This is a genomic window from Amycolatopsis balhimycina FH 1894, from assembly GCF_000384295.1.
GTDB classification, from domain to species: domain Bacteria; phylum Actinomycetota; class Actinomycetes; order Mycobacteriales; family Pseudonocardiaceae; genus Amycolatopsis; species Amycolatopsis balhimycina.
In genome coordinates this window covers 7,732,175-7,749,441 of sequence record NZ_KB913037.1, presented here as the reverse complement: position 1 = coordinate 7,749,441, position 17,267 = coordinate 7,732,175, and the positions used below count along the sequence as shown (strand labels likewise).

Below are 17,267 nucleotides of genomic sequence, written 5' to 3'. Positions count from 1 at the left end.
CTCGTTCAGAGCAACCCTCTGAGTGAACACTGCTAACTAGTAATGAACAGGGCGTTCTTCGGGCAGCCCTTGATCGCGTCGGAAACACGTTCTACCTGGTCGTCGGGTACCGCGCCCGGCCGGATGACGAGTTCTTCGTCGTCGTCCAGGTCGAAGATGTCCGGCGCGAACCCCAGGCACACCGCGTTCGCCTCGCAGAGCGAGCGGTCGACCCCGATCTCCATGCTTCCTCCGCCACGTGAGTCCTGGTACAACTAGAACAGGTTCTAGTGTAACGCCGGATCGGGGTGACGGGTGCGGATCGACTACACGCCGGAGCAGCGCGCGCTGGCGGCCGAGCTTCGGGAGTACTTCGCCGAACTGATGACGCCCGAACGCCGTGCGGGCCTCCGCTCGGGCGGCGGCGAATACGGCGACGGCCTGGCGTACAAGGAGATCGTCCGGCAGCTGGGCAAGGACGGCTGGCTCGGGCTGGGCTGGCCCCGCGAGTACGGCGGGCAGGGCAGGCCGATGCTCGACCAGCTCATCTTCACCGACGAGGCGGCCGTCGCCGGGGTGCCGGTCCCGTTCCTCACGGTCAACACCGTCGGGCCGACCATCATGCGCTACGGCACCGACGAACAGAGGGCGTTCTACCTGCCGAAGATCGCCGCCGGCGAGCTGCACTTCTCGATCGGCTACTCCGAGCCGGAGGCCGGCACCGACCTGGCGTCGCTGCGGACGCGCGCCGAGCGCGACGGCGACGAGTACGTCGTCACCGGGCAGAAGATGTGGACCAGCCTGATCGAGTACGCCGACTACGTCTGGCTGGCGGTGCGGACCGATCCGTCGGCGAAGAAGCACCGCGGGCTGTCGATCCTCATCGTGCCGACGTCGGCACCCGGGTTTTCGTGGACCAAGGTGCACACGGTCGCGGGTGCCGGGACCAGCGCGACGTACTACGACAGCGTGCGTGTGCCGATGTCGGCGCGCGTCGCCGAGGAGAACGCGGGCTGGCCGCTGATCACCAACCAGCTCAACCACGAGCGCGTCGCGCTGACGTCGTCGGCGCCGATCCGCAAGGCGCTGGCCGACGTGCTGGACTGGGCGAAGGAGACCGGCGCCATCGACCACGAATGGGTGCGGCTGCATCTCGCGCGGGTGCACGCGGGCGCGGAGTACCTGAAGCTGCGGAACTGGCGGATCGCCTGGGCGGCCGCGGCCAGCAACCTCGGCCCGGCGGAGGCGTCGGCGACGAAGGTGTTCGGCACGGAGTTCGCGATCGAGGCCTACCGGCTGCTGATGGAGGTGCTCGGCGCGGCCGCCGTCGTCCGCGAAGGTTCACCGGGTGCGCTGCTGGCCGGGCGCATCGAACGGCTGCACCGCTCGGCGCTGATCCTCACCTTCGGCGGCGGCACCAACGAGATCCAGCGGGACATGATCGCCGCCACCGCCCTCGGCCTGCCCGTCACGCGCTAGGAGCGTCCAGTGGACTTCACCCCTTCCGAGGCGTCGGCCGACCTCGCCGCGCTGACCCGGCGGATCCTCGCCGACAAGATCACCCACGAGCCCCACGGCACCGGCGGCTTCGACGCTCCCTTGTGGACGGCACTCGGCCAGGCGGGCGTGCTGGACGCAGCCCTGCCGACGTCGCTCGGCGGTGGCGGGTTCGGGCTGCTGGAGCAGTGCGCGGTGCTCACCGAGATCGGCCGCGCGGTGGCGGCCGTCCCCTACCTGTCCTCGATCACGATGGCGGCGTCGGCGCTGGCCGAGTTCGGGACGCCGCAGCTGGTGGACCGCTGGGTGCTGCCGGTGCTGCGCGGAGAACGTGTTCTCGCGGTGGCCCTGTCCGGGTTCACCGCCTCGGACGGCCGGGTGTCCGGCAGCCGGCCGGCGGTGGCGGCCGGCGCGTTCGCGCACGGCTTCCTGGTCGCCGCGTCCGGAGAGGTGTTCCTGGTCGACGCGGCCGCTTCGGGTGTGTCGGTGCGGCCGGAGCAGACGACCGACCACGCGGACGCCTGTCTGCTGGAACTGTCCGACGTCCCCGGGATCTCGCTGGGCGACATCGGCGAGTGGCTGCGCCTGCGCGGGACAGTCGGAGTCTGCGCGCAGCAGCTCGGCGTGGTCGAGCGGTCTCTCGAGCTGACGGCGGCGTACGCGGCCGAGCGGAAGCAGTTCGACCACGTCATCGGCGGGTTCCAGGCGGTGCGCCAACGCCTCGCGGACGCCTACCTCGACGTCGAAGCAGTCCGGCTGACGACGCTCCAGGCCGCGTGGCGGCTGTCGTCGGACCTCCCGGCCGCGGAAGCCGTCGCGACGGCGAAGTTCTGGGCGGCCGAGGCGGGCCACCGGGTGGCCCACACGACGGTCCACGTCCACGGCGGCGTCGGCATCGACGTCGACCACGTCGTGCACCGCTACTTCGCGGCGGCGAAACGCCTGGAGTTCGAACTCGGCTCCGCAACTCCCCAGCTCCTGGCCCTGGGCAACCTCCTCGCTCTCGACTAGGCGAAGTCCGTGAATGGCACATTGAGAGACTTCAAGTCCGTCAATGTGCCATTCACGGCTTTGCCGCGTAGGTCCAGAAGTCCTGCATCAGCGGGGTCGGGCCGGGGCTGGTCAGCTCGACCTGGGTCAGCAGCACCGTGGCCGTGCCCGTCGAGGGGACCAGGTGCCAGGCCGTTCCCGCGCCGCCGATCCAGCCGTAGCGGCCGGGCACCTCCCAGGGCTCCTCCGCCTCGACGTCGACCGAGCCACCGAACCCCCAGCCCTGGCCCTGCAGGAACGTCCGCCCGGCTTCGCGCTGGGCCGGCGTCAGGTGGTTGGTGGTCATCCGGTGCACCGACTCCGGCGTCAGCAGCCGACGGCCACCCACCGTGCCTTCGTTCAGCAGGAACCGGGCGAACGCGAGCAGGTCGTCCGCCGTCGAGACGAGCCCGCCCGCCCCGGACGGGAACGGCGGCGGGTTGCTCCATCGCCCTTCAGGCGAGTCGATCAGCCGGAGCCCCTCCTCGCCGCGGCGGTACGCGCTGGTGAACCGGCCCAGGGCGGCGGTGGGCACGGCGAACCCGGTGTCGGCCATGCCGAGTGGCTCGAACAGCCGCTCCGCCAGGAACTCCGGCAACGGACGGCCCGCCACCCGCGCGACCAGCACGCCCTGGAGGTCCGAGCCGGTGTCGTAGAGCCACGCGTCGCCCGGCTGGTGCAGCAGCGGCACCTGCGCCAGCGCCGCGAGCCACTCGTCCGGCGCCATCGCCCGGGGTGCCGCGGCCGGGTGGCCGAGGACCTGGAGCAGCAGGTCGACCGCGGGCAGCGTCATGTCCGCCGTGAGGCCGTACCCGCAGCGGAAGGTCAGCAGGTCCGCCACCGTGATCGGGCGGAGTGCCGGCACCACGTCGTCGACCGGCCCGGACGGCGTCCGGACGACCACCGGCGAGGCCAGCTCCGGCAGCCACCGCGCGACCGGGTCGGCCGGCGCCAGTTCGCCTTCGTCGACGAGCAGCAGGACCGCCGCGGCGGTGATCGGCTTGGTGAGCGACGCGATGCGGAACAGCGAATCCCGCGCCATCGGCACGGTCCCCTTGGCGTCGGCCGAGCCGGCGGCCGCGGCTTCGACCTGGTCGCCGTGCGCCACCAGCGCCACCGCACCCGGCACGTCGCCGATGTGCCGGGCCAGCACCTCGTTCAGCACGGTCATGATCAGTCCTGGGGGTTGATCGCGCGCAGCCGGCGCGGGCCGGTGTCGGGTCGCGACGGCGGCGCCCCCAGCACCAGGCGCGCGTTGGCGACGAAGGCGCCGTCCGGCGACGCCAGGATCGGGTCCAGCACGAGCGAGCGCACCTCGGGGTTGTCCTCCGCGAGCGTGGCCACCCGCAGCACCGTGTCCTGCAGCGCGGCGAGGTCGGCGGGCTCGTCACCGCGGTAGCCGGTGAGCAGCGGCGCCGTCCGCGGCTCGCGCAGCAGGGTCGCGGCGTCGACGTCGGTGAGCGGCACCGCCCGGTAGGCGCGGTCGCCGAGCAGCGTGCTGACCAGCCCGGACAGCCCGAACGACACGAGCGTGCCGAACGACGGGTCGTCCTGCAGCCCGATCACGCACGACAGGCCCTTCGGGGCCATCCGCTGGACGTAGACGTCGTCGTCGCCGGAGACCTCGCGCAACATCTCGTACGCGGTGCGCACGGCGTCCTCGGAGGCGAGGTCGAGCCGTACCCCCGCCAGGTCGGGCCGGCCGCGCAGCCGTTCGTCGACCGCCTTGAGCGTCACCGGGTAGCCGAGCTCGCCCGCCGCCGCGACCGCGTCGTCCACAGTGGACACGATGCGGAACGGGACGACGTCGATGCCGTAGCAGCCCAGCAACCGCACGACGTCGGCGTCCGAGAGCAGCGTCGTCTTGCCGCTCTCGCTTTCCAGCAATTCGCGCACGAGTCCCTGCGCCTGTTCGGTGTGGATCCCGGCGGGCCGGACCAGCGTGCCCTGCGGGCGCTGCCGCCAAGCCGCGTACCGGATGACCCGGGCGAGGGCGATCACCGCGCGTTCCGGGCTGGGGTACGACGGGATCGATCCGCGCGTCGGGACGCCGTCGCCGGACAGCACGGCCAGTTCGTCCGGAACGCCTTCGGCGGCGAGGAACGTCGAGACGATCGGCTTGCGCTGCCCCAGTTCCACGACGGTCTCCCGCAGGGCGCGCGCGTACGCGGTGCCGGGGATCGCCACCGGCGGCGCGAACACGACGACCAGCGCGTCGGTGTCCGGCGAGGTCAGGGCCTCGCCGACGGCCTTGGCGAACTCTTCCGGCGCGGCCTGCGGGCCGACGTCCACCGGGTCCGAAGCCAGCCGCAGCCCCTGCATCCGCGCGGTGTCGGCGGCCAGCAGCCCGATCGCGCTGGAGTTGCCGACGATGCCGACCCGCGGCCCGGCGGGCAGCGGCTGGTGGGCGAACACGAGCGCGGTGTCGAACAGCTGCGCCAGCGACTCCACCCGCACGACGCCGGCCTGCTCGAACAGCGCCTGGACGCTGGCCTCGTCGATCTCGGTCGACGTCGCGGCCAGCTGCGGGCGGACCGCGTGCCGCCCCGACTTCACCGCGACGATCGGCTTCGTGCGGGCCAGCCGGCGGGCCAGCCGCGCGAACTTGCGCGGGTTGCCGAAGGACTCCAGGTACAGCAGCACGAGATCGGTGTCCGGGTCGGTCTCCCAGTACTGCAGCAGGTCGTTGCCGGAGACGTCGGCGCGGTTGCCGGCCGAGACGAACGTCGACAGGCCGAGGCCGCGTGCTTCGGCGTCGGCGAGGATCGCCGTGCCGAGCGCGCCGGACTGGCAGAAGAACCCGGTGCGGCCACGGGCGGGCAGCCGCGGCGCGAGCGTGGCGTTCAGCCGGATGCCGGGCGCGGTGTTCAGCACACCGAGCGCGTTCGGGCCGACCACGCGCATGCCGTGCGCCCGCGCCTCCCCGACCAGCCGCAGCTCGGCGTGCAGGCCGTGCGCGCCCGCCTCGGCGAACCCGCCCGAGACGATCAGCAGGGTCTTCACGCCCTTCGCCAGGCAAGCGTCCAAAACGGACTCGACGGCCTCGGCCGGCACCGCGACCAGCGCCAGGTCGACCGGGTCCGGGATGTCCAGCACCGACGGGTACGCGCGGACCCCGCGGACCGAGTGGTGCTCCGGGTTGACCGGGTAGACGGTGCCGGTGAACGCGGCGGCCAGGAGGTTCACGAAGGCGACGTGGCCGACCTTGCCCGGCTCGGTGGAGGCACCGATCACCGCGACCGAGGAGGGGTGCAGCAGGTTGTGCACGCTGCGTGCCTCGGCCGCCTGCTCCCGCGAGCGCGCGACGGCGAGGGACTCCTCGGTCGGGTCGATGTCGAACTCCAGGTGCAGCACGCCTTCCTCGATCTCGCGGCTGACCTGGTAGCCGGCGTCGCGGAAGACGCGCACCATGGCGGCGTTCTCGGCCAGGACCTCGGCGACGAACCGGCGCAGCCCGCACTCCGACGCGGCCGCGGCGAGGTGCTCGAGCAGGATGGAGCCGAGCCCGCGGCCCTGGTGCGCGTCGCTCACGACGAAGGCGACCTCCGCCGACGGCCCGTGGTCGAGCCGTTCGTACCGGCCGACCGCGACGATGTCGTCGCCCAGGAACGCGGCGAACGCGACCCGGTCGTGGTGGTCGACCGTGGAGAACCGCTTCAGGTCCCGCTCCGGGATCCGCGGGTAGGCACCGAAGTAGCGGAAGTAGCGCGTGCGCTCGGAGAGTTTCGCGTGGAAGGCGACGAGGCCGTCGGCGTCGGTGGGCACGACCGGGCGCAGGTGGACGGTGCCGCCGTCGGACAGCACGACGTCGGCCTCCCAGTCGCGGGGGTAGTCGAAGGGGTCCCGTCCGGCCATGGTCAGTCCCTGGGATCGTCCGGGTCGAGGCCGTGCAGGGGGAAGACGGCGCGGCGCGTGTCCCGGACGGCGATGTCGACCGGGTCGTCCTCGCCGTCGCCCCACGGCTTGAACTCCGTGTCGCGGTCGTCGGTCATCGCGCGCGGCAGCTCTGCGTGCGGAGCCGCCTTGCTCACGGTCGAAACCCAGCCGGGCGGCAGTGGCGTCGCGGGGTCGACGTCCCGGTCGAGGACGGTGGCGATCAGGTGCGTCCACGACCGCGGCACGACGCGGATCAGCTGGTAGCCCCCGCCGCCGACGGCGATCCACTTGCCGCCCGCGTAGGTCTCGGCGAGGTCGCGGAGGGTGGCGTAGATGGTGCGGTGACCGTCGACGGACAGCGACAGGTCGGCCAGGGGGTCTTCTTCGTGCGAGTCGACACCGCACTGGGTGAAGAGCAGTTGCGGTTCGAAGTCGGCGAGCAGCGAGGGGACGACGGCGTTGAACGCGCGCAGCCACCCGGGGTCCCGGGTGCGCGGCGGCAGCGGGACGTTGACGGCGGTGCCGTCGGCCTTCCCGCGGCCGGTCTCGGCGGAGTAGCCGGTGCCCGGCCAGAGCGTGAAGGGGTGCTGGTGCAGCGAGATGGTGAGGACGCGCGGGTCGTCGTAGAAGGCGGCCTGGACGCCGTCGCCGTGGTGGACGTCGGTGTCGAGGTAGGCGATGCGGTCGAAGCCGTGGTCGAGCAGCCACGAGATGGCGACGGCGCAGTCGTTGTAGACGCAGAAGCCGGACGCCTGGTCGCGCATGGCGTGGTGCAGGCCCCCGGCGATGTTGACCGCCCGGCTGGCCTCGCCCTCGGCGACCTTCCGGGCGGCGAGCAGCGTGGAGCCGACGACGAGCGCGGACGCGTCGTGCATGTCGGAGAAGACGGGGTTGTCGGCGGTCCCGAGCCCGTGCCCGACATCCCACCCGACGAGCGGCGCCTCCCGCACGGCGGCGAGGTATTCGGGGGCGTGGATCCGCAGGAGCTCCTCGTCCCCGGCGCTCGTGGGAACGAGCAGCTCGACGCCGTCGAGCACGCCGAGCTCCGTGGCCAGCCGGACGGTGAGCTCCAGCCGGACGGGGTTGAACGGGTGCTCCCCACCCAGGTCGTAGCCCAGCAGGGCACGGTCCCAAACAACGGCCGGCGACATACCGTCCGACTGTAGTGCCGATCGCGCGGATGCGTGGACTCGAAAGCCCGGCCGGGTGGCGGCGGTCTGGCGTGAAGGCCACCTTGAGGAACTCTATGTTCCTCAAGGTGGCCTTCACGGACCTCGAAACCGGGTCGGCCGAGGTGTCGGCCGGGGCCGGGAGCCGGCGTGGCGGTGGCGGTCAGCCGGGGAGGGCGCCCGTCGCCGCCGGGCGGCCGGGGTTGCGGGACCAGTGGGACCACGAGCCCGCGTACAGGCCCGCGCCCGGGTGGCCCGCCAGCTCCAGGGCCAGCACGACCGAGCTGGCCGTGACCCCCGAGCCGCAGTACGCGCCGACCGGCTCGCCCGGACGCAGGCCCAGGTCCGCGAACCTCGCCGCCAGCTGCTCCGGCGTGCGCCAGCGGCCGTCGTCGTCCGTGTGCCCCGCGAACGGGGCGTTCACCGCGCCCGGGATGTGCCCCGCGCGCGGGTCGACCGGCTCGGTCTCGCCCGTGTAGCGCGGGTTCGCCCGGGCGTCGAGCAGCAGGCCGTCGCGGGCCAGCGCGGCCGCCTCGTCCGCGTCGAGGACCGGCATCCCGCCCGGCCGGACCGTGAGGTCGCCCGGCTCCGGCCGCGCCGGTTCGGTGCTCACCGGGTGACCGCCGGCCGTCCACGCCGCGTAACCGCCGTCGAGCACCGCCACCTCGTCGTGGCCGGCCCAGCGCAGCAGCCACCAAGCCCGCGCGGCCACCGAGCCGTCGGCGTCGTCGTAGGCCACCACCGGCGCCCCCGCGCGCACTCCGGCCGCGCGGAGGTCACGCTGCAGGGCGGCCGGGTCGGGCAGCGGGTGCCGGCCGCCCTCGCCCGGCTCGCCGGCGAGCACCCGGTCGAGATCGGCGAACACCGCGCCGGGCACGTGTCCCTCCCGGTAGGACTCGGCGCCGGGCGGGCCGGCGAGCCGCCAGCGGACGTCGAGGACGACGGGCCGGTCCCCGGCCGGGCCGGCCAGTGCGGCGGCGAGGTCGGTGGTGCTGATCAGCGGACGCATGCCTCCCATCTTCCAGCGGCCGCGCACCCGGCCGCGCCGGGGTGCGGACATATCCCCCACCGGCGAGTTGTCACCGATCCGGCCAAAAGCGGGCCGTCCCCCGCTCGGCAGGTAACCGTCGCCACGAAGTCTTCGGCCGTGGCTGTGGCCGGATCGGTAACCATCGGCGCGGTATCCCCGGCGCCCGCCGCCGCAGCCAGGCGCAACGACTACGATGAGCAACGCGGACGAAGGGGACAGCGTGAACGATCTCATCGACACCACCGAGATGTACTTGCGTACGATCTACGAGCTCGAAGAAGAGGGTGTCGTCCCGCTGCGTGCCCGCATCGCCGAGCGCCTGCAGCAGAGCGGCCCGACCGTGAGCCAGACCGTCGCCCGGATGGAGCGCGACGGGCTGGTGGTGGTGGCCGACGACCGGCACCTCCAGCTGACCGACCACGGCCGCGAACTGGCCATCGCGGTGATGCGCAAGCACCGCCTGGCCGAGCGCCTCCTCGTCGACGTGATCGGGCTCGAGTGGGAGCACGTGCACAACGAGGCGTGCCGGTGGGAGCACGTGATGAGCGAGGCCGTGGAGCGCAAGCTGGTCAAGCTGCTCGACCACCCGACCACCTCCCCCTACGGCAACCCGATCCCCGGCCTCGACAAGCTGGGCGACGGCGACCCCGCACCACCCGCCGAAGCCGACCTCGTCCGGCTCGACGAGTTCGCCCGCACCGGCGGCGGCCGCGTCGAGATCCGGCGCATCGCCGAGCACGTCCAGCTGGACGAGTCGCTGATGACCGAGCTCAAGTCCGTCGGCATCGTGCCGGGCGGCACGGTCACCGTCGGCAAGGCCAACGGCGGCACCATCGAGGTCACCGGCGGCGACACCACCGCCCAGGTCGCCAGCTCCGCGCTGCACGCCGTCCTGGCGCAGGCCCGATGAGCCCCGCTACGGACGCCGTGGCGGCGTTCCGCACGGTCCACGGCGTCGCGCCGGCCGGCGTCTGGTCGGCACCGGGCCGGGTCAACCTGATCGGCGAGCACACCGACTACAACGACGGCTTCGTGCTGCCCTTCGCCTTGCCGCACCGCCTGGCCGCGGCGGCGTCGCCCCGCGAAGACGGCATCCTGTCCGTGGCCACCCTGGGTGACGACGGCCAGATCCAGCGCTCCGGCGAGCTCAAGATCGCCGGCCTGGCGCCGGGCGCGGTCGACGGGTGGGCCGCGTACCCGGCCGGCGTCGCCTGGGTAATGCGTGACCAGGGCTTCACCGCCGGCGCCGACCTGGTCGTCGCCGGGGACGTGCCGTCGGGGGCGGGCCTGTCCTCCTCCCACGCGCTCGAGTGCGCGGTATCGCTGGCGTTGCTCGGCCTGGCCGGCCTGGAGCTGGACACTCCCGGCGACCGGGTCCCGACGCGGCCCCAGGTGGCGCGGTGGGTGCAGCGCTCGGAGAACGACTTCGTCGGCGCGCCGACCGGACTGCTCGACCAGACGGCGTCCCTCTGCTGCACCGAGTCCCACGTCCTGTTCCTCGACGTGCGTTCGGGCGAGCAGGAGCAGGTGCCGTTCGGCCTGGCCGAGGCCGGGCTGCAGGTGCTGATCATGGACACCCGCACCAAGCATTCGCACGCCGAGGGCGGGTACGGCGAGCGCCGCCGCGGCACCGAGCGGGCCGCCGAGCTGCTCGGGGTGAAGGCGCTGCGCGACGTCACCGTCGAAGACCTCGCCGAAGCCCTCGACCGGCTGCCGGCGGACCTGGCGCCGCTGGTGCGGCACGTCGTCACCGAAAACCAGCGAGTGCTCGAGACGGTCGAGCTGCTGCGCGCCGGCCGGCTGGCCGACATCGGGCCGTACCTCGACGCCTCGCACGTCAGCATGCGCGACGACTACCGGATCTCCACGGCCGAGCTGGACCTCGCGGTCGACTCGGCGCGGGGGGCCGGCGCGCTGGGCTCGCGGATGACCGGCGGCGGCTTCGGCGGCTCGGCGATCGCGCTGGTCCGCGACGCCGACCTGGACGGGGTCAAGGCGGCCGTCGAGGCGGCGTACGAAAAGGCCGGCTACCGGCGGCCGCGGATGTTCACGGCGGTGCCCTCCCGCGGTGCCGGCCGCGACGAGCTCTGAGGCCGCGCGGGTCCGCTGGGGGCAACCCCCGCGCGGACCCGCGCGTCGCCGAGGGGGAAGACTGTCGAGCACAGTCACCCTCGGCAGAAAGGCCTGGATGTGTCGGAGCAGAGCAACGCCCTGAAGCTGGTCGTCACGGGCGGAGCCGGGTACGTCGGCAGTGTCTGCGCCGCCCGGCTGGTCGAAGCCGGGCACCAGGTCACGGTCGTCGACGACCTGTCCACCGGGCACGCCGACGCCGTCCACCCGGACGCGCGGTTCATCGAGGGCGACGCCGCCGAGGTGGCGGGCAGCCTGCTGCGCGAGGGCTTCGACGGCGTGCTGCACTTCGCGGCCAAGTCGCTGGTCGGCGAGTCGATGACGGATCCGGCGAAGTACTGGGAAGGCAACGTCGTCACGTCGTTGCGGCTGCTGGAAGCGATGCAGGAGCACGGCACGCCACGGCTGGTGTTCTCCTCGACCGCGGCGACCTACGGCGAGCCGGAGCAGTCGCCGATCCCGGAGTCCGCGCCGACCCGGCCGACCAACACCTACGGCGCCACCAAGCTCGCCATCGACGCCGCGATCACGAGCTTCGCCACCGCGCACGGCCTGGCCGCGGTCAGCTTGCGCTACTTCAACGTCGCCGGCGCCTACGGCGCCTTCGGCGAGCGCCACGCCACGGAAACCCATCTCATCCCTCTCGTTCTCCAGGTCGCCTCGGGCGACCGTGAGCGCATCCAGATCTTCGGCGACGACTACCCGACGCCGGACCACACCGCGGTCCGCGACTACATCCACGTCGTGGACCTCGCGGACGCGCACCTGCTGGCGCTCAAGCACGCCACCGCCGGCGCGCACCGCATCTACAACCTGGGCAACGGCACCGGGTTCTCCGTGCTCGAAGTGATCGAGGCCTGCCGCGAGGTCACCGGCCACCCGGTGCCGGCCGCGGTGGCCCCGCGCCGCGCGGGCGACCCGTCGGTGCTCGTGGCGGCCAGCGACCGGGCCCGCGAGGAACTGGGCTGGAAGCCGGAACGCACCGAACTGACGGGAATCGTGCGCGACGCCTGGGAATTCACCCAGGCACGGCGCGCGGCCCAGGGCTGAGCCGGACAGCGTGGGCGGGCCTTCGCGGCCTGCCCGCGCTCACCCGCGGACCGTCCTTTCGCGACACCGCACCAGGCTGAGCCTGTCACCACGGAACCTCACCCGGCTCGCCTCAGGCCGACGTCGGGTGGTGCCAGGCCGAATCCCGCCACGCCCGCCGGGTCGGCGGCCGTGGCCAGGCCGCGGAGCCGCTCCGGGGGGAAGCCCAGGCGCAGCACCGTCCTCAAGAGCCCGGCCAGGACGTCGTCCGGGTTCGCGTCCAGCGCGTTCTCCAGCGCCATGCCCGCGAACGTGCCGTCTCCGCGCAGGTAGGCCGTGTATCCCAGGAGCGCCGCCGCTTCGGCGCGTTCGGGGGCCGGCAGCTCGCGGACCAGCGTGAGCCAGAGGCGCTCGGCCGCACGCGCCACCGGGGTGCAGGGTGGGACGGCCATTCCCAGGCACTCGTCGCGGATCTCGGGAAGCGTCAGCGCATTCGCCAGCAAGACGGCTTCCTCGTCGGTCGGTGGGCCCTCGTCGCGGCGCTGGCGGTCGAAGGCGGCCCGGATTTCCGAAGCCGCCTCGGCGAAACAGGTCGCTTCGGGCCACGGGAGGTCGGGCTGCCGCACTAACAAGTCCGCTCGGCGGGCGAGTGCTTCCGGCGAACGCGGGGCCAGCAGCGCCGCCAGTTCGTCGCGGCTGGCGAAGTACACCGCGCCGCCTTCGGTGGCGACCGCGGCCGCCACGGTCGCGCGGGGATCCGGCAGCTCGCCGCCGCAGTCCGCGTCGGCGTAACACGCCCACGGCGCGCCCGCCGCGATGTCGGCCGCCCAGATCGCGTGCAGCACCGGGAGGCCGAACTCGGCCAGTGCCGCCGACAGTTTCTCGATGAAGCCCGCGTGGGGCGGCGGGCTGCCGGATCTTCGCCGGCCGCCGACGATCACCAGCGTCACGCCCGTGTGCGGTTCGGCGGCGAGCTTCGGCGCGAGTGCCCGCGCTTGACGGGCCCGGTCCTCGCGGCGCGGCAGATCGCCGCGCAGCGTCAGGCCCAGCCGGTTGCCCGCGGGCGCCCGGTGGCCGAGCAGGAGAACGGACTTCTCGGGCCGGAACCCGATCAGGTAAGGGAGCGCGGCCAGCAGCTGCGCGGGGCTTCGGAGGTCGACCGGCGAGCGGCCGGCCGGGGTGGCAGTGGTCATGCCTCCACCGTGGGCCAAGACGAGCCCGGATGGGGCGGTGGCGGCAAATCTGTGGACAGGTGGGGCCGATGTGGACGAATCCCGCCCGGCGGCGGCCGGGCGGGGCGGTTTTGTCGGTGGGGCGGGCTATGCTGCCCGGCCCCACCGACCGGCCCGGCTCAGTCGCAGTGCTCGAAACCGCTTTCATAGGTGTTGCTGCCCACCGAGCCGCCCCACTTCACGCAGGTGGAATCGGCGGTCTTCTTCACCGGCCCGGCGTAGTAGGTGAAGCTGCCGGAATCGGTCACCCGGGCCGAACCCTGGACCTCGAGGAACGCCGAAACCGCGCTGGCCGTGCCGAGCGACGTCGCCTTGAGCGTGGTCACGCAGTTCGCCTTGGTGGAAGCGTTGTACAGCAGGTAGGCCGTGCCCGACGAGTTCGCCAGCGCCTGCTGGTCGACGACGGAGAAGCCGTCGCCGCAGACCTCTTCGGCGGAGTACGGGTTGCCACCGCAGTCGTTCTTGCTCGTGAAGTTGGTGTGCGCGTAGTACGGCACGGAAACCCCGTTCAGGACGGCGCGCTGCGTGACGCCGTTGAGGTTTTCTTCGAAGTGCAGGTGCGGACCGCTGACGTTGCCGGTCGCGCCTGCCGTGCCGATCTGCTTGCCGCCGACGACCGACTGCCCGACCGAAACCGTCTGGGTCGACAGGTGCGCGTAGAGGGTCTTCCAGCCGCTGCCGTGGTCGACCTCGATGAACCGGCCGTAGCTCTCGCTCCCCCTGTTCTCCACCCGCGTCACGGTGCCGGACGCCGACGCGAGCACCGGCATCCCCGTGATGCCGGACTTCTGGAAGTCGACGGCGTTCTGCGGCCGGTGGTCGTCGAAAGTCGCCGCGGTCACGGTGACGCCGCACTTGAACGGCACCTGGAAGTTGGGCGCGGCGGACGCGGGCGCCTGGCCGGCGAGGGTGAGGCCGAGCGCGGGCAGCGCCGCGGCGGCGGCGAGCAGGGCGAGCCGTCGCAACCTGGACATGGGGAAACCTCCTGACAAACGGGACATCTTGACGCCACCCAGCGAAGCCCGCGTCGGTACATTTTCCGTACAAGCACCCCGTACAAGCACCCCGTGGAGGAGCCGGAAATGACGACCGGACGAGCCCGGCTTCCCCAGGCCCAGGCCTGGTTGCGCTGGGCGTTCGTCGCGGTGCCGATGTTCGCCGCGATGCCCCGGGCGAACACGCTCGCGTGGATCCTGATCGGGATCACCCTCGTCCTGTCGGTCCCGCTGCTGTGGCTCTACGACATCCGCGAGCGGACCCTGCCGCCGGTACTGCTGCTCGCCGTGCTCCTCTGCGCGGGGGTGCTCTGGGCGCTGGTGCCGAACAGCTGGGCGTCGGTGACGATGTTCAGCTGCACGTTCTTCATCGTCCTGCGGCAGGCGATCGTCCCGATCGTCCTCGCGGTGGCGCTGGACCTGGCCACGATCGCGTTCTGGGCGGCCTACCACGACGTCTGGGAAGGCGCCTTGCCGACGTGCACGATCCTCGCCATCGTCGTGCTGCTCGGCATCAACCGGCGGACGCGGCTGGCCCGGATCGAGCAGACCGAGCTGGCACTCGCCCGCGCCCAGACGGCCACCGAAGAGCACACGCGCGCGGCCGCCCTCGCCGAACGCGCCCGCATCGCCCGCGAGCTGCACGACGTGCTGGCGCATTCGCTGGCCGGGCTGTCACTCAACCTGCAGGGCGCGCGGCTCATGCTGGTGCGCGACGGGGCGAGCCCGGACGCCGTCGCGCAGATCGAACGGGCCCAGAAGCTGGCGTCGGAAGGCCTCGCCGAGGCCCGCAAAGCCGTGGCCGCGCTGCGCGAGGACGCCGTTCCGGTCGAACGCACGATCGCCGACCTCCTGGCCGCCTACCGGCTGGACAGCGGGGCCCGGGCGGACCTGACGGTCGAGGGCGAGCCTCGCGAGCTCGACCCGGCGGCCGGCACCGCGCTGGTCCGCGCGGTGCAGGAGGCGCTGGCCAACACGCGCAAGCACGCGGCACAGGCCGACGTCGACGTCACCCTCGGCTACCGGACCGGGGAGGTCGCGTTGACCGTGGCCGACCGGCAGGGCAGGCGCCCACCCGACGCGCCGGCGGCAGGCTACGGTTTGCGCGGGATGAGCGAGCGGGTCGCGCTGCTCGACGGACGGTTCGAGAGCGGGCCGGGGGAGGACGGATGGCGGATTCACCTGACGGTGCCGGCGTGACGCTGCGCGTCGTGCTGGCCGACGACCAGGCGGTGGTCCGGGAGGGCCTGGTCACGCTGCTCGGGCTGCTGCCCGGCATCGAGGTGGTCGGCGCCGCGGCCGACGGGCTGGCCGCACTCGGCCTCGTCGCCGAGCACCACCCCGACGTCGTGCTGGTGGACCTGCGGATGCCGCGCTGCGACGGCGTGGAGACGACCGAGCGCATCCGCGCCGAGCACCCGGACACCGAGGTCGTCGTGCTCACCACCTACGCCGACGACGAATCGCTGCTGGCCGCGCTGCGCGCCGGCGCCCGCGGGTTCCTCACCAAGGACGCCGACGCCGAGTCCATCGCGCGGGCGCTGCGCTCGGCCGCCGCCGGGCAGTCCACAGTGGACGGCGAGCTGCAGCGGCGGCTCGTCGAAGCCGCCACCCGCAGCATTCCCCGGCGCGTCAAGGAGGTCGAAGGCCTGACCGCCCGCGAGATCGAGGTGCTGCGGCTGATCGCGGCCGGGCTGTCCAACACCGAGATCGCCCGCACCCTGGTGGTCAGCGAAGCGACCGTGAAGACCCACGTGAACCACCTGTTCACCAAGGCCGGGCTGCGCGATCGCGCGCAGGCGGTCGCCTTCGCCTACCGGGCGGGCCTCGCCGGCTGACCGGTCACGTCGCGGGCGGGATGTTCGCGTTGTGGTGAAAGACGTTCCGCGGGTCGTAGACGGCCTTGATCCGGGCGAGGCGCTCGTACTTCGCGGGCCCGTACGACGTCCGGACGCGGTCCGCTTCGTACTCGGCCATGAAGTTGACGTACCCCGCCGGGTTGGACGAGAACGGCACCAACGCCGCCCAGAACTCGCGCACCCACGCGCGGTCCACGGCGAACGGCTCCGGCTCGGGCGCGATCGAGTCGATGTTGATCAGGATGCTTTCCCGCCGCGGCCCGCCGAACGCGCTCGCGTCGTCGTCGACCTCGGTGAACGCGCCGCGCATCGTGAAGATCGGCATGAGCGACATCGGGGACGTCTTCCGCGGCAGGAAGTCCGCGATGACCTCGATGACCTCGTCGGTGAACCCGTCGGTGTAGGCGGCCTTTTCGTAGCCGAGGATGCCCCACGGCGCCGCGTCGTCGAGCATTTTCTGCAGCTCGACGTACGGGATCGGGGAAACGAACTCGAACAGCGGCGCCGGACCCGACCGCGCCGCCCGGATCGCCTCGGCGTGCTGCTCCTCCCCCGAGAACCCGGCGATCAGCAGGGCGTAACCGGGCCGGAAGTGGTGCTGCTCCGGAACGAACGGCGCCGGCGGCGCGTTCAGCCCGGCAACGAGCACGCCCATCTCGGCGGGCAGCGTCGCGAGCACCTCGCGAGCCTGGCGCAACGCGGCCACGCCGTCCTCGAGACCCCAGAAGAACAGTCCCAGGTGGACGATTGGGCCCACCGGGTGCAGCCGGAACTCGAACTCGGTGACGACGCCGAAGTTGCCGCCACCGCCCCGCAGCGCCCAGAACAGGTCGGGGTGCTCCTCGGCGGACGCGCGCAGCACCTCGCCGTCCGCGGTGACGACCTCGGCGGAGAGCAGGTTGTCGCAGGAGAGCCCGTGCTTGCCGGTGAGCCAGCCGAAGCCGCCGCCGAGGGTGAGACCGCCGACGCCGGTGTGGCTGATCGTGCCGCCCGGCACCGCGAGCCCGTAGGCCTGCGTCGCGGCGTCGAGCTGCGCCCACGTGGTGCCGCCGCCGCAGCGCGCGGTGCGGCCGTCCGGGTCGACGCTGATCGCGTCGAGCGAGCTCAGGTCGACGACGAGGCCGCCATCCACCACCGCGGCGCCACCGTAGTTGTGGCCGCCGCCGCGCACCGAGACGTCGAGTCCGGCTTCGCGGGCGTACGCGAGCGCCGTCGCCACGTCCCCGGGACCGGCGGGCCGCACGACGACGGCGGGACGGCGGTCGATCTCCCCGTTCCAGACCGCCCGGGCGACGTCGTAGCCGGGATCACCGTCGGTGAGCACCGCGCCGGACAGCCGGGCGCGCAGGCTCTCCAGGGTGGGTTCGGCGGTCGAGGTCATGGCGGCTCTTCTCGCAGGGTGCCCCCATGTGTCGCCTGACCTGCGACGATCGTTACATCGC

15 protein-coding genes are annotated in these 17,267 nt (G+C 72.9%); 7 read left to right on the top strand and 8 right to left on the bottom strand.

What is annotated here, in order from left to right:
• Positions 1–32: 32 nt before the first annotated feature.
• Positions 33–224: a ferredoxin gene (locus tag A3CE_RS0135740; RefSeq protein ID WP_020644904.1), complete on the bottom strand. Its 192-nt coding sequence runs from the start codon at positions 222–224 to the stop codon at positions 33–35.
• Between the two features lie 70 nt (positions 225–294).
• Here A3CE_RS0135740 and A3CE_RS0135735 point away from each other — a divergent pair, with 70 nt between their 5' ends.
• Positions 295–1,458 carry an acyl-CoA dehydrogenase family protein gene (locus tag A3CE_RS0135735; RefSeq protein WP_020644903.1) on the top strand — a complete coding sequence of 388 codons (1,164 nt, stop codon included), beginning with the start codon at positions 295–297 and terminating at the stop codon, positions 1,456–1,458.
• A gap of 9 nt (positions 1,459–1,467) precedes the next feature.
• The gene (locus A3CE_RS0135730; RefSeq protein WP_020644902.1) at positions 1,468–2,487 is read left to right on the top strand and encodes an acyl-CoA dehydrogenase family protein; all 1,020 of its coding nucleotides are present in this window, start codon (positions 1,468–1,470) and stop codon (positions 2,485–2,487) included.
• Between the two features lie 52 nt (positions 2,488–2,539).
• Here A3CE_RS0135730 and A3CE_RS0135725 read toward each other — a convergent pair whose 3' ends face one another.
• From A3CE_RS0135725 to A3CE_RS0135710, 4 genes are all read right to left on the bottom strand, one after another.
• Complete coding sequence (locus A3CE_RS0135725) at positions 2,540–3,676, bottom strand: serine hydrolase domain-containing protein (RefSeq protein ID WP_020644901.1); 1,137 nt, start codon at positions 3,674–3,676, stop codon at positions 2,540–2,542.
• Positions 3,677–3,678: 2 nt separating this feature from the next.
• Positions 3,679–6,360: a bifunctional acetate--CoA ligase family protein/GNAT family N-acetyltransferase gene (locus tag A3CE_RS0135720; protein ID WP_020644900.1), complete on the bottom strand. Its 2,682-nt coding sequence runs from the start codon at positions 6,358–6,360 to the stop codon at positions 3,679–3,681.
• Between the two features lie 2 nt (positions 6,361–6,362).
• Positions 6,363–7,532 carry an acetoin utilization protein AcuC gene (locus A3CE_RS0135715; RefSeq protein WP_020644899.1) on the bottom strand — a complete coding sequence of 390 codons (1,170 nt, stop codon included), beginning with the start codon at positions 7,530–7,532 and terminating at the stop codon, positions 6,363–6,365.
• A gap of 181 nt (positions 7,533–7,713) precedes the next feature.
• Positions 7,714–8,559 (bottom strand): sulfurtransferase, encoded by an 846-nt coding sequence (locus A3CE_RS0135710; RefSeq protein WP_020644898.1) that lies wholly within the window; start codon positions 8,557–8,559, stop codon positions 7,714–7,716.
• A 214-nt stretch (positions 8,560–8,773) separates the two neighbouring features.
• Between A3CE_RS0135710 and A3CE_RS0135705 the strand changes: the two genes are divergently transcribed.
• From A3CE_RS0135705 to galE, 3 genes are all read left to right on the top strand, one after another.
• Complete coding sequence (locus A3CE_RS0135705; protein WP_020644897.1) at positions 8,774–9,490, top strand: iron-dependent transcriptional repressor DtxR; 717 nt, start codon at positions 8,774–8,776, stop codon at positions 9,488–9,490.
• Positions 9,487–10,671, top strand: coding sequence for a galactokinase (gene galK / locus A3CE_RS0135700; protein ID WP_026469181.1), 1,185 nt, complete (start codon positions 9,487–9,489; stop codon positions 10,669–10,671). Before A3CE_RS0135705 ends, galK begins: the two co-directional genes overlap by 4 nt.
• A 99-nt stretch (positions 10,672–10,770) precedes the next feature.
• A complete protein-coding gene (gene galE / locus A3CE_RS0135695; RefSeq protein WP_020644895.1) occupies positions 10,771–11,760 on the top strand; it encodes a UDP-glucose 4-epimerase GalE in 990 nt (329 codons plus the stop codon).
• Between the two features lie 98 nt (positions 11,761–11,858).
• Here galE and A3CE_RS0135690 read toward each other — a convergent pair whose 3' ends face one another.
• Both A3CE_RS0135690 and A3CE_RS0135685 read right to left on the bottom strand, forming a co-directional pair.
• The gene (locus A3CE_RS0135690) at positions 11,859–12,932 is read right to left on the bottom strand and encodes a DUF4192 domain-containing protein (protein ID WP_020644894.1); all 1,074 of its coding nucleotides are present in this window, start codon (positions 12,930–12,932) and stop codon (positions 11,859–11,861) included.
• A gap of 158 nt (positions 12,933–13,090) precedes the next feature.
• Positions 13,091–13,945, bottom strand: coding sequence for a M23 family metallopeptidase (locus A3CE_RS0135685; protein WP_020644893.1), 855 nt, complete (start codon positions 13,943–13,945; stop codon positions 13,091–13,093).
• Between the two features lie 108 nt (positions 13,946–14,053).
• On the opposite strand from A3CE_RS0135685, the gene A3CE_RS59400 reads away from it, so the two are divergent.
• Both A3CE_RS59400 and A3CE_RS0135675 read left to right on the top strand, forming a co-directional pair.
• Positions 14,054–15,166, top strand: a complete 1,113-nt coding sequence (locus tag A3CE_RS59400) for a sensor histidine kinase (protein ID WP_020644892.1) — start codon at positions 14,054–14,056, stop codon at positions 15,164–15,166.
• Positions 15,163–15,804, top strand: coding sequence for a response regulator (locus A3CE_RS0135675; RefSeq protein ID WP_020644891.1), 642 nt, complete (start codon positions 15,163–15,165; stop codon positions 15,802–15,804). The genes A3CE_RS59400 and A3CE_RS0135675 overlap by 4 nt, the downstream gene beginning before the upstream one ends.
• A 4-nt stretch (positions 15,805–15,808) precedes the next feature.
• On the opposite strand, the gene A3CE_RS0135670 is transcribed toward A3CE_RS0135675, so the two are convergent.
• Positions 15,809–17,206, bottom strand: a complete 1,398-nt coding sequence (locus tag A3CE_RS0135670; RefSeq protein ID WP_020644890.1) for an FAD-binding oxidoreductase — start codon at positions 17,204–17,206, stop codon at positions 15,809–15,811.
• Between the last annotated feature and the right edge of the window lie 61 nt (positions 17,207–17,267).

What these genes read in the sequence shown, in the direction of transcription:
- A3CE_RS0135670 (WP_020644890.1), bottom strand. Translation starts at nt 17,206, where the DNA reads ATGACCTCGACCGCCGAACCCACCCTGGAGAGCCTGCGCGCCCGGCTG.
- A3CE_RS0135725 (WP_020644901.1), bottom strand. Translation starts at nt 3,676, where the DNA reads ATGACCGTGCTGAACGAGGTGCTGGCCCGGCACATCGGCGACGTGCCG.
- A3CE_RS0135710 (WP_020644898.1), bottom strand. Translation starts at nt 8,559, where the DNA reads ATGCGTCCGCTGATCAGCACCACCGACCTCGCCGCCGCACTGGCCGGC.
- A3CE_RS0135705 (WP_020644897.1), top strand. Translation starts at nt 8,774, where the DNA reads ATGAGCAACGCGGACGAAGGGGACAGCGTGAACGATCTCATCGACACC.
- A3CE_RS0135685 (WP_020644893.1), bottom strand. Translation starts at nt 13,945, where the DNA reads ATGTCCAGGTTGCGACGGCTCGCCCTGCTCGCCGCCGCCGCGGCGCTG.
- A3CE_RS0135720 (WP_020644900.1), bottom strand. Translation starts at nt 6,360, where the DNA reads ATGGCCGGACGGGACCCCTTCGACTACCCCCGCGACTGGGAGGCCGAC.
- A3CE_RS0135740 (WP_020644904.1), bottom strand. Translation starts at nt 224, where the DNA reads ATGGAGATCGGGGTCGACCGCTCGCTCTGCGAGGCGAACGCGGTGTGC.
- galK (WP_026469181.1), top strand. Translation starts at nt 9,487, where the DNA reads ATGAGCCCCGCTACGGACGCCGTGGCGGCGTTCCGCACGGTCCACGGC.
- A3CE_RS0135690 (WP_020644894.1), bottom strand. Translation starts at nt 12,932, where the DNA reads ATGACCACTGCCACCCCGGCCGGCCGCTCGCCGGTCGACCTCCGAAGC.
- A3CE_RS0135715 (WP_020644899.1), bottom strand. Translation starts at nt 7,532, where the DNA reads ATGTCGCCGGCCGTTGTTTGGGACCGTGCCCTGCTGGGCTACGACCTG.
- A3CE_RS59400 (WP_020644892.1), top strand. Translation starts at nt 14,054, where the DNA reads ATGACGACCGGACGAGCCCGGCTTCCCCAGGCCCAGGCCTGGTTGCGC.